Genomic DNA, 14,358 nt, shown 5'->3' with positions numbered 1-14,358 from the left:
TTGCGGGCCTTGCCCTAGGTAAAGAGCACTGGCTCCGGCGTGCCGGCTTCAATCCATTGCGCACGCTCGCCGAAGACTTCACAGACCGGCCCGTCAGTGCGCCAAACGGAGGATAGACCATGCTTCAGAAAACCAGCCATTTCATGCGGCAGGCCAATCTCATCAATGGCGAATGGGTGCAGGCCGACGGCGGCCAGACGGTCGACGTCAACAACCCTGCCACCGGCCTCAAGATCGGCACCGTGCCGAAGTCGGGCAAGGCCGAGACCCGCCGCGCCATCGAGGCTGCCAGCGAAGCCTTCAAGACCTGGCGCAAGACCACCGCGCTCGAGCGCTCGAAGCTGCTTCGCAAGCTGCACGACGCAATGATGGACAATCAGGATGTGCTGGCCGAGCTGCTCACCATCGAGCAGGGTAAGTCGCTGTTCGAATCCAAAGGCGAGATCGGCTCGGCCGCATCCTATATCCTGTGGTTCGCCGAGGAAGGCCGCCGCACCTACGGTGACGTCGTGCCATCGCCATGGGCCGACCGCCGCATCCTGGTGACCAAGGAACCGGTCGGCGTCATCGCCGCCATCACGCCGTGGAATTTCCCGTCCTCGATGCTGGCCCGCAAGCTCGGCCCGGCACTTGCCGCCGGCTGCACCGCGGTGGTCAAGCCGGCCTCGCAGACGCCGTACTCGGGTCTGGCCTGGGGCGCGCTCGCCGAGGAAGTCGGCTTCCCCAAGGGCGTCATCAACATCCTGACCGGGTCGGCCAGCGAGATCGGCGACGAGATTTGCGCCAATCCGCTGGTGTCGAAGATCACCTTCACCGGATCGACCGAAGTCGGCAAGCTTCTGATCCAGAAGTCGTCCGTCACCGTCAAGAAGGTGTCGATGGAACTTGGCGGCAACGCGCCGTTCATCGTCTTCGACGACGCTGATCTCGAACGTGCGGTTGCCGGTGCGATCACCGCCAAGTACCGCAATTCCGGCCAGACCTGCGTCTGCACCAACCGCTTCCTGGTTCAGGCGGGTGTCTATGACAAATTCGTCGAGAAGCTCGCTGCCGCCAGCGACGGGCTGAAGGTCGGGTCCGGCCTCGAGGATGGCGTGCAGCAGGGACCGCTGATCGACGAGAAGGCGGTCGAGAAGGTCGAGGAGCTGATTGCCGACGCCACTGCCAAGGGCGGCAAGATCGTTGCCGGCGGCAAGCGCCATGCGCTCGGCGGTTCGTTCTTCCAGCCGACGGTCATCGCCAACGCCACGCCCAAGATGCGCTTCATGAAGGAAGAGATCTTTGGCCCGGTCGCCCCGGTGTTCAAGTTCGAGACCGAAGAGGAAGCCATCGCGCTCGCCAACGACACCGAATTCGGCCTTGCCTGCTATTTCTACACCGGCGATCTCGGCCGCGCCTTCCGCGTCATGGAAGGGCTGAAATACGGCATGGTCGGCGTCAATGAAGGCCTCATCACCACGCCGGAGGCGCCGTTCGGCGGCGTCAAGGAATCCGGTCTCGGCAAGGAAGGCGGACATCAGGGCATCGAGGATTACCTCGACACCAAATATGTCTGCATTGGCGGCCTCGGCCTCTGATAGACTATTCTGAGATGGGGAGGCCACCGCCTGCCCATCTTGCGTGAGAAAACCAGCCGAAATCCTCTGGATCAACTGACGTTTGCGGGCATGGCGATGAAGGACGGCGAGGTTTTCGGCACGACGCAGGCAGGCGAGCCGGTGCGTCGCTTCACGATCAGGGGCGGCGGCCTTACCGCCAACATCATCGGGCTTGGCGCGATCGTCCAGGATCTGCGGCTGACCGGGCACGATGCACCGCTGGTGCTCGGCTATGACAGTCTGGAAGCCTATGAGACCGACACCGCCTTCTTCGGCGCGGTCGTCGGCCGCTATGCCAATCGCATCCGCGACGGCCGCTTCACCATCGCCGGCCAGCGTTACCAGACCGAACGCAACTTCCTCGACAAGCATACGCTGCATGGCGGCTCGCAAGGCTATTTCCACCGGCCGTGGACGGTTTCGCTGCATGGCAGGGATTTCGTCACGCTGACGCTGCATGATCCCGACGGCACGATGGGCTTTCCCGGTGCGCTCGACGTCACCTGCACCTACCGGCTGAAGATCCCCGGCACGCTCAGCGTCGAACTGACGGCGACCTGCGAGGAGCCGACGCTGTGCAATCTCACCCAGCATTCCTATTTCAACCTCGATGATGGCGGGGCCGGCGATATTCTCGACCACAGGATGATGCTGAATGCCGGCGCCTATCTGCCGGTCGATGGCGACATGATCCCGACTGGCGTGGTCAAGCCGGTCGACGGCTCGCCCTTCGATTTCCGCCAGGCGCGGCCGCTGCGCATGGAGACCGAAGGCGAACAGCTGCCCTATGACCAGAATTTCTGCCTCGCCCCGACACGCGGCCCGCTCAAGCAGGCGTCCTGGACGCAAGGGGCGAGTTCCGGTGTCGAGATGGAGGTCTGGACCACGGAGCCCGGGGTCCAGCTCTACACCGGCCAGTACGTGACGCCGCGCAAGGGGTTGGAAGGGCGAGACTACAAGGCTTTCTGCGGCTTTTGCCTGGAGCCGCAAGTGTGGCCGGATGCGCCGAACCGGCCGTATTTCCCGCAGGCGACGCTGTGGCCCGGCGCGATCTACCATCATGTGACGGAATATCGGTTCAGGCTTCCGTAGGTCTGCTGATATTCGGGTGAGGCCGGCCTGCAAATGCCGGTTTCCTGCGCTTCCGGTGCTCACGTACGAAAAGTACGCTCCGCGCCGGTTCTCGGAGACCGCCATTTTCGACTCGGCCTGACCTGAATCTCAACAGACCCTAGCCATCGAAAGCCGCGCGCAATGTCTCGAACGGCGCCAGGGCGCCGCGCACCTGAACCACGGCGGCGGCGACGCGATGCGCGCGCAAGACGGCATCTGCCGGGGCGTGTCCGGCGAGGCGTGCGGCCAGATAGGCGCCATTGAAGGAATCGCCGGCGCCTGTCGTGTCGACGGGTGCTGCGACATGGATCGCCGGCACGTCGTGCAATGTTCCATTTTCAGCAATCAGCGCCGGCGCCTCGCCGTTCTTGACGACGACCTCGCTGACCAATTGCCCGAGCCGCCCAGTGGTCGCTTGCGGCGTGGCATCGCCGAACAGCATCTGCTCGTCGGGGAAGGTCGGCAAGGCGATGTCGGTGACGGCAAGCGCTTCGGCGATCGCTGACTGCGCGTCCTCGCGCCGGCGCCAAAGTCGCGGCCGGTAATTGGGGTCGAAGGCGACAGTCGAGCCTGCGGCCCGCGCCTTGGCTACAGCCGCCAGTAGTGTTTTGCGTGCGGCATCGTCCAGAATTGCCAAAGTGATTCCGCTGAAGTACACAAGCGCCTGATTTTCCAGGTTTTTCGACAATGCCGCCGGGTCGGAGGCGAGCTGCCGGGCGGCGGCGTCGCCGCGCCAGTAGGTGAAGGAACGCTCGGCGCCGGTCAAAGTGATCGCATAGAGGCCGGGCCGCGCGCCCGCTATGACCGGGCTGGAGCCGATGCCGATGCCGTTTTCGGCGAAGAAGCCGATCTGGCCTTGAGAGAACGGGTCGTCGCCGAAGGCCGAGACATAGGTTGCTGGCCGCTCAGCGCTCAATGCGTGCAGCGCCCAGAGCGTGTTGAACGTGTCGCCGGCAAAGCCCATGCGCCAGACCGGGCCCGTCTGGCCCGATAGTTCGAGCATGCATTCGCCGATCGAGGCGACGCCGTTTCCCGCCATCTACAATCCTCCAGTGATCGAGGTGCTGTAGCTTTTTGCCACCGGCAGCGCCATGCTTGGCAAGCAGGGTTTTTTCCGCCACAGCGTTTTCCCACAGGCTGGCGGGACGCGATCCGTCCGGCAAAACGTTGTCTGCAGAAGAGGAACCGGTTTGGCATCGTTATGGCGTTATCTTCTGGCGGGTCTTGGTCTGGCTGCCTTGCTGGCCGGCATTCTCGCAGTCGTCTATCTGACGGCGCCGCGATCGTCCCAGCCTGCCGGCCCGGATGTCTCGCGGACGAAGAACACCAACAACGGGCTGTTCGTGGCCAGTTTTTCGCCGGAGCGGGGCGTCATGCGGCAGGGTGAACTTGAGTCTTGGCTGCTGACCCTAAAGACAAAGGCGGGAGTTCCAGTGGAGGGTGCGGCAATCGCGATCTCCGGCGGCATGCCACTGCACAATCACGGCCTGCCTACCAGCCCGCAGGCGACCGACTATCTCGGCGACGGGCGCTATCGGATCGAAGGGGTGAAATTCACGATGAGCGGCTGGTGGCAGCTGCATTTCGCCATTTCGGCCACCGCCGGTTCCGACACGGTGCTGTTCAACGTGGTCCTGTGAGCGATCGATGAGGCACTTTCCGCGGTTTCTGGCGCTGATGGTGGTCGTCATCCTTGCCGGGTGCGGCAAGGGTGACTTTTCCGACGCCGAGAAGAAGACCATCGCCTCGCTGGGACTGTCGGCGTTGCCGCCGTTGAAGCCCGACACCACCAATCGTTTTGCCGATGTGCCGGCCGCCGCCGCCCTCGGCTCGACGCTGTTCTTTGACCAGGGGATGAGCCGCGACGGCACGGTCTCCTGCTCGACCTGCCACAAGATCGACCGGCAGTTCCAGGACGACCTGCCGCAAGCGGTCGGCGTCGGCCACACCAACCGGCGCACCATGCCGCTGGCCGGCGTGGCGCGCGATCCCTGGTTCTTCTGGGACGGCCGCCGCGACAGCCTGTGGGCGCAAGCGCTGACGCCGCTCGAAAACCCGCTGGAGCAAGCAGGAAACCGCGCCGCCTATGCGCATTACATCAAGGCGCGCTTCGGCGAGCGCTATGAGCGCATCTTTGGCCCGCTGCCTGACTTTTCCGGCATGCCGTTGAATGCCAGCCCGCTCGGAAACGATGCCGAGAAGGCCGCCTGGAACGCGATGAGCGGTGCGCAGCGCGACGCGATCAACGGCGTTTATGCCAATATCGGCAAGGCGATCGCCGCCTTCGAAAGGTCGATCGAGCCGGCACCGACCCGCTTCGACCGCTTTGCGCTGGATCTCGTCACCGGCGCTGAGCCGAAAGGCGATGCCGGCTTTTCCCAAGAGGAAATCCTTGGCCTGAAACTGTTCATCGGCAAGGCCAATTGCGTGACCTGTCACGACGGGCCGCTTTTCACCGACAACAGCTTTCACAACACCGGCGTCCCGCCGGTCGCGGACCTGCCGCCGGATCGCGGCCGCATCGATGCGGTGGCGCAGGTCGAGGCCGACCCGTTCAACTGCCTGGGTGCCTTCCGCGACGGCGACGCCGGCGCCTGCGGAGAACTGCGTTTCATGGTCAAGGATGGGCCGCAACTGGTCCGGGCCTACAAGACGCCCTCGTTGCGCGGCGCCGCTACGCGTCCACCCTACATGCATGCTGGGCAGTTTTCGTCGCTTGACGAGGTGGTCGCGCATTACGCCAAGGCCGCGCCCAGTGTCGAGGGAACATCCGAAATCCATCCGCTGGACCTGTCGGACCGTGAACGTGCCGCGTTGGTGGCGTTTCTGAAGACGCTGGCGGAGTGATCTACCGATCCTTCACCGTCTCCATCGCCACGAAGGTGGAGGTCTGGGCGACGTGGGGCAGGGCGGAGATGCGCTCGCCAAGCACCCGGCGATAGGCGGCGATGTCCCGCGTGCGGACCTTCAAGAGATAGTCGAAGCTCGACGCCATCATGTGGCACTGCTCGATCTCGGGCACCGCCTGTACGGACCGGTTAAAGGCATCGAGTGCTGCGGAACGGGTGTCCGACAGTTTCACCTGGACGAAGGCGACATGGCCTTCACCCATGCGCTCGCGGTCGATGATTGCCTGATAGCCCCTGATGTAGCCGTCCTTTTCCAGCCGCTTCACCCGCGCCTGCACCGGCGTCTTCGACAGGCCGACCTTTGCCGCCAGTTCGGACATGGAGAGCCGGCCATCGCTTGCCAGCGCCGACAGGATGTTCCGGTCGATGCGGTCCAATTGGTCTTCTGTCATCGAAAGCGCAGTCCATATGCCAATTTTGTGCCACTACGATAGATCGAACGATCCACCATGTCGATTTCTTTGGACCGACTGAAATTCGTACCTGTGCTAGCTTGCGCCATTCGGTCCGGTGACCGCCGGTCCGCTCCCTGATGCTCGCTCCGCAGGACCGCCATGCCCCTAGATTCCATCCGCCAGCAGATCCGCGCCAACTATCTGCCCGACGAAGACGAGGCGGTGAAGCGACTGGCCGAGGCGACGGGTCTTTCCGCGAAAGACCGCAAGGCGATCTCGACCCGCGCCGCCGATCTGGTGCGGGCCGTGCGCGGCTCTTCCGATCCACGATTGATGGAAGTCTTCCTTTCTGCCTACGGTCTCTCCACCAAGGAGGGCGTGGCGTTGATGTGCCTGGCCGAGGCGCTGCTACGCGTGCCTGACACCGAGACCATGGACGACCTCATCGCCGACAAGATCGCGCCGCACGACTGGTCGGCGCATTCGGGCGGTTCGAGCTCCATCTTCGTCAACGCCTCGACCTGGGCGCTGATGCTGACCGGCCGCGTCCTCGATGAAGGCGAGGGCGGCATCGAAGGCACGCTGCGCTCAATGGTGCGCCGGCTGGGCGAGCCGGTCATCCGCAAGGCGGTGGCCGCCGCCATGCGCGAGATGGGCGAGCAGTTCGTGCTCGGCCGCACCATTGCCGAGGCCGTCAAGCGCGGCCGGCCGATGACGCAGAAAGGCTATCTCTATTCCTTCGACATGCTGGGCGAGGCGGCCCGCACCGAGGCCGACGCATTGCGCTATCACAAGGCTTACGCCGACGCGATTTCCTCGCTCGACGCCGGCTCCAACGGCCCGGATATCCGCCAGAACCACGGCATTTCGGTCAAGCTGTCGGCGCTGCATCCGCGCTACGAGGTGGCGCAGAAGGGCGAGATGCTGCCTGTCATGGCCGACCGGCTGTTGTCGCTGGCGCTCGCTGCGCGGCATTCGCGCATGGGTCTCAACATCGATGCCGAGGAGGCCGACCGCCTCGATCTGTCGCTCGACGTCATCGAGCGGGTGCTGGCCGAGCCGGAGCTCGCCGGCTGGAACGGTTTTGGCGTTGTCGTCCAAGCCTATGGGCCGCGTGCGGCCTTTGCCATCGACTGGCTCTATGCGCTGGCCAAGAAATACGACCGCACCATCATGGTGCGGCTGGTCAAGGGCGCCTACTGGGACACCGAGATCAAGCGGGCGCAGACGCTCGGGCTCACCGGCTATCCCGTGTTCACACGCAAGGCCAACACCGACGTCTCCTACATGGCTTGCGCCAAAAAGCTGCTGTCGATGACCGACCGCATCTATCCGCAATTCGCCACGCACAACGCCCACACCGTCGCCGCGATCCTGTCGATGGCCGGGGACCGCGATTCCTTCGAGTTCCAGCGCCTGCACGGCATGGGAGAGGCCCTGCATGAAACAGTGCGCCGGTCCGAAGGCACGCGCTGCCGCATCTATGCGCCGGTCGGCGCGCATTCCGACCTGCTTGCCTATCTGGTCCGTCGGCTGCTGGAGAACGGCGCCAACTCCTCCTTCGTGCATCAGCTGACCGATGAGGAGGTCGAGCCGGAGGACATCGCCCGCGATCCGCTCGAAACCGTCGAGGACCAGGGCCCCGCCGCCAATCCGGCGATTGCCCGGCCTTCCCAGATCTTCGGCGCCGGTCGCCGCAATTCGAAGGGGTTTGACATCACCGACACGGTGACGCTGGCGGCGATCGACAGGGCCAAGGCGGCGTTTGCTGGCCCCGACCGCTGGCATGCCAAGCCGATCACGCGGGCCGCCGGCTATGGCAAGCAACGGCCGATCGTCAATCCGGCAAAGCCATCCGAAGTGGTCGGCGCTGTCAGCGAGGCGACCGCCAAGCAGGTGACGACCGCCGTGCGCATCGCCGTGGAGGCGCAGCCGGCCTGGGCCAAGCGTCCCGTCGCCGAGCGCGCCGCCATCCTCAACCGCGCCGCCGATCTCTATGAGGCCAATGCCGTCGAATTCTTCGCACTGGCGACGCGCGAGGCCGGCAAATCGCTGGCCGACGGTGTGGCCGAGGTGCGCGAAGCGGTTGACTTCCTGCGCTACTACGCCGCCGAGGCGGCCAATGCCGAACCGGGCACGCAGGCGCGTGGCGCCATCGTCTGCATTTCGCCGTGGAATTTTCCGCTCGCCATTTTCACCGGCCAGATCGCGGCGGCACTCGTCACCGGCAATTCGGTCATCGCCAAGCCGGCCGAGCAGACGCCGCTGATCGCCTTCCGCGCCGTCGAAATGCTGCGCGAGGCCGGTGTGCCGGAAGACGTTATCCAGCTTCTGCCCGGCGACGGCCCCTCGGTCGGCGGCCCGCTGACCGCCGACCCGCGCATTGCCGGCGTCTGCTTCACCGGTTCGACCGAGGTCGCCAAACTGATCGAGAAGCAGCTGGCCGAGACGGCTGCGCCCGATGCCATGCTGATCGCCGAGACCGGCGGGTTGAACGCGATGATCGTCGATTCCACCGCGCTGCCCGAGCAGGCGGTGCGCGATATCCTGGCTTCGGCCTTCCAGAGTGCCGGCCAGCGCTGCTCGGCGCTGCGCGTGCTCTACGTGCAGAAGGATGTCGAGAAAAAGATGCTGGAGATGCTGAAAGGCGCCATGGAGGCACTCAGCATCGGCGATCCTTGGCGGATTTCGACCGATGTCGGCCCGGTCATCGATGACGAAGCTCAGACTTCAATCCGCGACTACTGCACGAAGATGGGGCTGCAGGGCCGGCTGATCGCCAAGCTCGAGGCGCCGAACGAAGGCCGCTTCGTCGCCCCACATGTCTTCCGGGTGAAGGGCATCGAAGACATGGAACGCGAGGTGTTCGGGCCGGTGCTGCATGTCGCCACGTTCGATGCCGACGAAATCGATGCGGTCATCGCCGCGATCAACCGCAAGGGCTACGGCCTGACTTTCGGCCTGCACACCCGCATCGAGGGCCGAGTCCAACATTTCGTCGACGGCATCCATGCCGGCAACATCTATGTCAACCGCAACCAGATCGGCGCGGTCGTCGGTTCGCAGCCGTTTGGCGGCGAGGGGCTGTCGGGCACCGGACCGAAGGCCGGCGGTCCGCACTATCTCCGCCGCTTCCGCAAGGGGCCAGAGGCCGGCACGCATATCGCCGAAGGCCACAAGGTGACGGCGACCGAGCTTGCCGACAATCTGCCCGATCCGACGCTGGGCGGTTGGTCGACGCGGCCCGACCGGGTCGCCATCCTGAGAAAGCATCTGCGCGGCAAGGGCGCGGCAGCCATTGGCGCCGCCGCCGGTATCGACTTCGGCCAGGTCGACCTGCCCGGGCCGACCGGCGAGGCCAACACGCTGTCGCTGTCACCGCGTGGACGAGTGCTGTGCCTTGGCCCCGATGGCGACACGCTGCTTGCGCAGACGATCCAGGCGCTCGCCGCCGGCAATGCGGTGCTGGCCGTCGCGCCCGGCGCGCCGGTGGCGCTCTCGGCACTGACCGGCAAGGGCCTGCCGCTGGCCGCCATCGACGGCCGCCCTGATCCGGTCGAAGCGCGCTCGCTGCGCGTCGACGTGGTCGCTTTCTCGGGTACGCTCGAGGCCGCGCGCATCGTGCGCAAGGTTATCGCCGATCGCTCGGGCCCGATCGTGCCGCTGGTCAGCGAGGTGCTCAACCCGGCGGCCTACGCGCATGAACGCGCCGTCTGCGTCGACACCACCGCTGCGGGTGGCAATGCGAGCCTGCTGGCCGGAGCTTGATCCGGCCAGTTTATGCGCCCTCGACGACGGAAAAGCCCTCGAATTGCGGGTGACCGAGGTAGTGGACTTTCGTCGTGCCGACATTTCTGTGGGCGGCGCGAAAATTCTCCGACTTGGTCCAGGCGACGAAATCGTCGTGGCTCGCCCATACCGTGTGCGAGGCAAACAGCGTGTAGCCTTCGGTCTCGTTGACCGGGCCGCGCAGCAGATGGAATTCCCGGAAACCTTTCATCTCCGCAAGGCTGGAATCGCGGTTCTTCCAGACGGCTTCGAAGTCAGCCTCCGAGCCGTTCTGCACCTTGAAGCGGTTCATGGCGATGTACATGGTGGTTCCTTTCATGCGGATGTTGATGGTTGGTGCCGCAACAGTTTGTTCTGTGCACATTCAAAATGGGCCGATTTCGGCCTCGAACACCAAACTCTTGCTTGCGGCTTGTGATGGAATTGGCGGGAAGGGCGCTGCCTTGCGGACGATGCCGAGCACGACCTGATCGAAGTTTGGCGATCCGGAGCTTTGCAGAATGCGCAGGTCATCGATGCCGCCACGGCTGCCTATGGCGAATGTCACAACGGCATTGTTGCGAGCGGCCAATTGCACTGAAGGCGGAACGCCACGATTGACACGGCTGAGCTTTCTGATGACGTCGCCGCGGTAGCTGTCTTCCGCGGCGCGGCCTGCCTCTTTCTGCTTTTTGCCCTTGCTGGCTGCCTGCGCCAACCGGTCCTGGCCGTCCGCCGTGCCGCGCTTGTCATCCGATTGGGCTGCCGGACTTGGCCTGGCGCTTGGGATCGGTGCTGCTCTGGAACGGCGGCAGGCGCCTCGGTGCTTTCGGCCTGAACAGTCGGCTGTGCCGGCGTCTCGGTCTTCGGAGCCACGCTCTGGTCATCGGAGCGTGGGGCGCCGGTCACCAGTATGTCCGGCGTCACCGCAGGTTGTTTAACGGCTTCCGGCAAAAGCTCGACGGGCTGCTTTGTCGCTTCCCTCGGGGGCTGGGAGGGTTCGGTTGGTGGCGTCGGCCTAGCTGCCTTTGCCGGCTCTGGTTTGGTCGGTTGCGGGTTCGGCACCAGCATGACCTTCATCACTGTCGGGTCCTGGTCCAGTGCGCTGCCGACCACCTTGTCCCCGGACTGATCGCTGCCTTCGGACTGCATGGCGTCCTGGGTATCGAATGTCCGTGAAGGCGAAATCAGAAAAGCCGCCGCCACCGCGGCATGGAGCAGGCAGGAGACGACGATCGCCGCCGTCCATTTGCGGTTCCAGGCCGATGGCCGTGGCGGTGCAAGCGCCTCGGTCGGCGTGATAGCCAGCTCGGCGCTGGCTTCGGGGAGGGGGCTGATATCCGGCATGTCACGCGGCGAGACCTGCAGCGACCCTAGCAGAATTGTCAAATCAAGATCGCTTGGTCCAGACGACAACGCATGGGAGCCGGCCAGAGGCCATGCCACTGTGTTTTGCAGGAATGGATGCAATCCCACCTCAGACGCCGAAAGCGATACCGGTCTTGGAGCCCGTCTTCAGCTTGCGCATGCAGGCATTGGGTTCGATGCCGGTGCCGGCGCATTCCGTCGCGCTGTTGATCAGCACGCGGCTGACCTTGGCGCAGTCGGTGCCGGCCAGGTCGAAACGCGTCACCTTGGTCTTGCCGGCCGGCAATTCCTTGAAGTCGAGGACGGTCAACCGGTCGACGACGCCGGCTTCGTTGAACAATGCGATCTCAAACGCCGCCTTGGAGAGGTCGGCGCCGAGATCGTTGTTGACCACGAAGGTCAGGCGGCAGCCCTTGTCGGAGGCTTGCGCACCATTGAGTTCGAGGGTTAGTGCGGGGACCGGCGCGGACCCTTGTGCCCACGCCGGAACCATCGGAAGCGACATCGCAAACGTCGAGGTCAGCAGACGAAGGGATGTCATCAAGCGCATCAGCGTCAGCCTCCAAATCGCATCGTTGCCGCCAGCTTCAGCGTTATGCCCGGTTCATAGACCGCAACTGTCGTACTGCCGTTCAACGGGTTGGCGTATTTGACATCGAACAGATTGTCGGCGCGGAAATCGACCTTCAGATTGTCGGTCGCCTGATAGCTGGCGAAGGCGTTGACCAGCGTATAGTCCTTGGTCACCGCATTGCCCTTCGGCTTGCCATTGTACTGCACCTCGCCACCGACGGTCAGCTTATCCTCGAGGAAGCGCAGGCCGATCTGGGCCGTGACTTGCGAAGACGGGATGGTGGCGAGGTCCGCCCGGTCGCCGTCATAGGATATGGTGTGACCATTGATGATGGAGGCGGAAAGTCCGGCGTAGCCCCATGCCGCATCGTAAATGCCTTCCATCTCGAAGCCGTTGATCTTCGCCTTGGCGAAATTCTGATACTGGAAGCAGATCGGGATGCCGGGGCCGAACGGGCAGCCACTGGTCGGGTCGAACGGCGACAGCGTCACGCCATCGATGTAGTCGTCGACATCGTTGTTGAAATAGGCCGCCTTGATGCGGAGTGCGTCGCCGGCCTCCAGGATGTCGTTTTGCTTGTAGTTGACGCCGAATTCGGTCGTCTTGCCGGTCTCGGGCCGTAGATTGGGATTGGGCAGGAACGGGAAGCTGACGCCGGCCGGATGGTTGCCGCTGATCAGCGTTTCCGTCAGTGAGGGCGACCGGTAGCCTTCCGCATAGGTGCCGTAGAATTGCAGACCGGCGAGGCCCGCACTTTCAAAGGGCGAGACGCCGACGGTAATGCGCGGCGACACTCTGTCACCTGACGTTTCGTGGGTGTCATCCTTGAGGCTGTAATTGTCGTAGCGCAGCCCGGCGATGACTTCGAGCCACTCCCAGGTGAGCTTGTCCTGGACATAGGCGCCGGACACGCTGCGCTTGCCCGATGGCGTGTAGAAACTGTCGCCGCCGGCGGTGCCGCCGGTCTTGACGTTGTCCCCCACCCAGTCGCCGCCATAGGTCAGTTCGTGAGTGATCCCGCCCGTTTCGAAGCGCGATGTGTTCCAGATGTCGATACCGGTGGTGCCGACGTCGAAGGTGGATTGCGATCCCGCTGGCAAAACAATGGGAAGGCCTGTGACGGGGTCGAACCGGTTCTGGGGCACAAGGCTGGTCAGGTCGAGATTTGTCTTGTTGTAGGAGGTGTTGATGTGGAGATCGAGCCAGCTCTTGTCTTCATCAGTGATGTTGTAGCGAGCGGTGAAGGTATTCGATTTCAGGTCCACGTCATTCACCGGCACACCGCCGCTGATTTCGTTCCAGCTGTCGCTTGAGCCGACCCAGCCGAGCTTCAATTCACTGTTGTCGGTCGGCCGGATGGTCGTCTTGAGCAGGCCGCTCAGCACATCGAAGCCGGTGCCCTTGACGGTGTCCCCACCGCCATCCTTGTAGTCGTCATAGTTGCGGTAGACGATGTTGCCCAGCACGTCCCAGTTCTCGTTGAGGCGGTAGCCGCCGGATGCGCTGGTGGTCCAACCCTTGCCGTTGCTCTCATAGCGTCCGGTGACGGAACCAGCCCATGTCTCATCCGGCTTGAGGAAGTCGGCGGCGTCCTTGGTGTCGAAGAAGACGACGCCGCCGATGGCGCCCGAGCCATAGGTGTTGGCGACGGGGCCACGGATCACATCGACGGATTTGACGAGCTCGGGATCGACATAGAAGGTCGACTGCGTGCCGTGGTCGGAACGCTGGAAATTCTGGCGCGCGCCGTCGACGATGACGGCGACGCGACCGAAATCCTGCAAGCCGCGGATGTTGATGCTGGTGCTGACGCGCCTGGCGTCGGCCTGTGCCGCGACACCGGGAACACCGAGCAGCATCTCGTTCGGCGTCGTCGCCATGCGGCGATCGAGCTGTTCCTGATCGACATGGCTGGCGGAGGACAGCGATTCGATCGCCGTCTCGCCGGTGCGGCTCAGCACAAGGATCTTGTCGAGCAGCGTTGCGCCCGCCGGGGCAGGCTTTGTCTCTTCCGCCTTCTGGGATTGCGCCGCCTGCTGTTCGGCGGTCAACTGGGTGGCCTGCTGGGCGCTGGCCGGTGGCGTCAGCAAAGTGGCTGCCGCCACGCTTGCCAGCAAGCCTGCCATTCCTCTTGTCGCGGATCGCCCGCCAAGACCCTGATCAGACGGACCGATGTCAAACCGGCCGCGCCATTCCCAATTCATCAACCCCATGCCCCAACTCCAAAGTCCAGGTTCGATGCTGGCTGGCCCGGGGCTGGCTGGCATTTTTGATCGTATCCGGCGTCTTAAATCTTGACTCGTTTGCTCCGGTATTGCACTGACTAATAAACATGATTATTCGAGTCAAGAAATGAATCGGCATTTATGCAACGCCTAGCCAGACGCCCGGCACAGGAAAGGGATCGATCCAGATGAACACGCACAATCCCAATGATTTTCGCTATCGCGTCCGCCGTTCCGACGATACCTCCGCCCGTTTCGACCGGGTTCCGGTGGCGGTGCGAACCCTCTCCAGCAACACCCTGTTCCAGGGCGAGCACGAGATCGGCATCGAGCATCACGGCGCGCTCTACCGGCTGAAGATCACCCGTCAGGGCAAGCTCATTCTCAACAAGTAAGGCAAGGCAGTAG

The 14,358-nt window shown here is 63.9% G+C and carries 12 protein-coding genes; 6 read left to right on the top strand and 6 right to left on the bottom strand.

The genetic code is table 11. From position 1 onward, the window contains the following. Positions 1 to 119: 119 nt before the first annotated feature. Together AC1D10_RS12285 and AC1D10_RS12280 are read left to right on the top strand one after the other, a co-directional pair. A complete protein-coding gene (locus tag AC1D10_RS12285; RefSeq protein ID WP_477271951.1) occupies positions 120 to 1,577 on the top strand; it encodes an NAD-dependent succinate-semialdehyde dehydrogenase in 1,458 nt (485 codons plus the stop codon). 90 nt (positions 1,578 to 1,667) lie between these two features. After that, positions 1,668 to 2,690 (top strand): aldose epimerase family protein, encoded by a 1,023-nt coding sequence (locus AC1D10_RS12280; protein ID WP_477271949.1) that lies wholly within the window; start codon positions 1,668 to 1,670, stop codon positions 2,688 to 2,690. A 139-nt stretch (positions 2,691 to 2,829) separates the two neighbouring features. Here AC1D10_RS12280 and AC1D10_RS12275 read toward each other — a convergent pair whose 3' ends face one another. Then, on the bottom strand, positions 2,830 to 3,750 hold the full coding sequence (locus AC1D10_RS12275) for a sugar kinase (protein ID WP_477271947.1): 921 nt from the start codon (positions 3,748 to 3,750) through the stop codon (positions 2,830 to 2,832). Between the two features lie 151 nt (positions 3,751 to 3,901). Between AC1D10_RS12275 and AC1D10_RS12270 the strand changes: the two genes are divergently transcribed. Both AC1D10_RS12270 and AC1D10_RS12265 read left to right on the top strand, forming a co-directional pair. Beyond that, positions 3,902 to 4,351 carry a FixH family protein gene (locus AC1D10_RS12270; RefSeq protein ID WP_477272092.1) on the top strand — a complete coding sequence of 150 codons (450 nt, stop codon included), beginning with the start codon at positions 3,902 to 3,904 and terminating at the stop codon, positions 4,349 to 4,351. 7 nt (positions 4,352 to 4,358) lie between these two features. Continuing rightward, entirely contained in the window at positions 4,359 to 5,558 is a 1,200-nt protein-coding gene (locus AC1D10_RS12265) for a cytochrome-c peroxidase (protein ID WP_477271945.1), read from the top strand. 1 nt (position 5,559) lies between these two features. Here AC1D10_RS12265 and AC1D10_RS12260 read toward each other — a convergent pair whose 3' ends face one another. Beyond that, positions 5,560 to 6,012 (bottom strand): Lrp/AsnC family transcriptional regulator, encoded by a 453-nt coding sequence (locus tag AC1D10_RS12260; RefSeq protein WP_027029407.1) that lies wholly within the window; start codon positions 6,010 to 6,012, stop codon positions 5,560 to 5,562. Positions 6,013 to 6,174: 162 nt separating this feature from the next. Here AC1D10_RS12260 and putA point away from each other — a divergent pair, with 162 nt between their 5' ends. Beyond that, the gene (gene putA / locus AC1D10_RS12255; protein WP_477271942.1) at positions 6,175 to 9,783 is read left to right on the top strand and encodes a bifunctional proline dehydrogenase/L-glutamate gamma-semialdehyde dehydrogenase PutA; all 3,609 of its coding nucleotides are present in this window, start codon (positions 6,175 to 6,177) and stop codon (positions 9,781 to 9,783) included. 10 nt (positions 9,784 to 9,793) lie between these two features. Here the strand turns inward: putA and hmuQ are convergent, their stop codons facing one another. The 4 genes from hmuQ to AC1D10_RS12235 form a co-directional block, all read right to left on the bottom strand. Then, positions 9,794 to 10,108 carry a heme-degrading protein HmuQ gene (gene hmuQ / locus AC1D10_RS12250; protein ID WP_023763446.1) on the bottom strand — a complete coding sequence of 105 codons (315 nt, stop codon included), beginning with the start codon at positions 10,106 to 10,108 and terminating at the stop codon, positions 9,794 to 9,796. Positions 10,109 to 10,168: 60 nt separating this feature from the next. Next, positions 10,169 to 10,501 (bottom strand): TonB family protein, encoded by a 333-nt coding sequence (locus AC1D10_RS12245; RefSeq protein ID WP_477271940.1) that lies wholly within the window; start codon positions 10,499 to 10,501, stop codon positions 10,169 to 10,171. A 759-nt stretch (positions 10,502 to 11,260) separates the two neighbouring features. After that, the gene (locus tag AC1D10_RS12240; protein WP_477271938.1) at positions 11,261 to 11,692 is read right to left on the bottom strand and encodes a hypothetical protein; all 432 of its coding nucleotides are present in this window, start codon (positions 11,690 to 11,692) and stop codon (positions 11,261 to 11,263) included. Between the two features lie 14 nt (positions 11,693 to 11,706). Beyond that, positions 11,707 to 13,938 (bottom strand): TonB-dependent hemoglobin/transferrin/lactoferrin family receptor, encoded by a 2,232-nt coding sequence (locus AC1D10_RS12235; protein ID WP_477271936.1) that lies wholly within the window; start codon positions 13,936 to 13,938, stop codon positions 11,707 to 11,709. Between the two features lie 200 nt (positions 13,939 to 14,138). On the opposite strand from AC1D10_RS12235, the gene hemP reads away from it, so the two are divergent. Next, positions 14,139 to 14,345: a hemin uptake protein HemP gene (hemP, locus tag AC1D10_RS12230; RefSeq protein WP_477271934.1), complete on the top strand. Its 207-nt coding sequence runs from the start codon at positions 14,139 to 14,141 to the stop codon at positions 14,343 to 14,345. Positions 14,346 to 14,358: the final 13 nt, after the last annotated feature.

The sequence above is a fragment of the Mesorhizobium sp. P2_A8 genome (genome assembly GCF_056404935.1).
The sequence above is the reverse complement of the archived record's forward strand: the minus strand, read 5'-3'. Positions and strand labels throughout refer to the sequence as shown.

What these genes read in the sequence shown, in the direction of transcription:
- AC1D10_RS12285 (WP_477271951.1), top strand. Translation starts at nt 120, where the DNA reads ATGCTTCAGAAAACCAGCCATTTCATGCGGCAGGCCAATCTCATCAAT.
- AC1D10_RS12280 (WP_477271949.1), top strand. Translation starts at nt 1,668, where the DNA reads ATGGCGATGAAGGACGGCGAGGTTTTCGGCACGACGCAGGCAGGCGAG.
- AC1D10_RS12275 (WP_477271947.1), bottom strand. Translation starts at nt 3,750, where the DNA reads ATGGCGGGAAACGGCGTCGCCTCGATCGGCGAATGCATGCTCGAACTA.
- AC1D10_RS12265 (WP_477271945.1), top strand. Translation starts at nt 4,359, where the DNA reads ATGAGGCACTTTCCGCGGTTTCTGGCGCTGATGGTGGTCGTCATCCTT.
- AC1D10_RS12260 (WP_027029407.1), bottom strand. Translation starts at nt 6,012, where the DNA reads ATGACAGAAGACCAATTGGACCGCATCGACCGGAACATCCTGTCGGCG.
- putA (WP_477271942.1), top strand. Translation starts at nt 6,175, where the DNA reads ATGCCCCTAGATTCCATCCGCCAGCAGATCCGCGCCAACTATCTGCCC.
- hmuQ (WP_023763446.1), bottom strand. Translation starts at nt 10,108, where the DNA reads ATGTACATCGCCATGAACCGCTTCAAGGTGCAGAACGGCTCGGAGGCT.
- AC1D10_RS12240 (WP_477271938.1), bottom strand. Translation starts at nt 11,692, where the DNA reads ATGACATCCCTTCGTCTGCTGACCTCGACGTTTGCGATGTCGCTTCCG.
- AC1D10_RS12235 (WP_477271936.1), bottom strand. Translation starts at nt 13,938, where the DNA reads ATGGGGTTGATGAATTGGGAATGGCGCGGCCGGTTTGACATCGGTCCG.
- hemP (WP_477271934.1), top strand. Translation starts at nt 14,139, where the DNA reads ATGAACACGCACAATCCCAATGATTTTCGCTATCGCGTCCGCCGTTCC.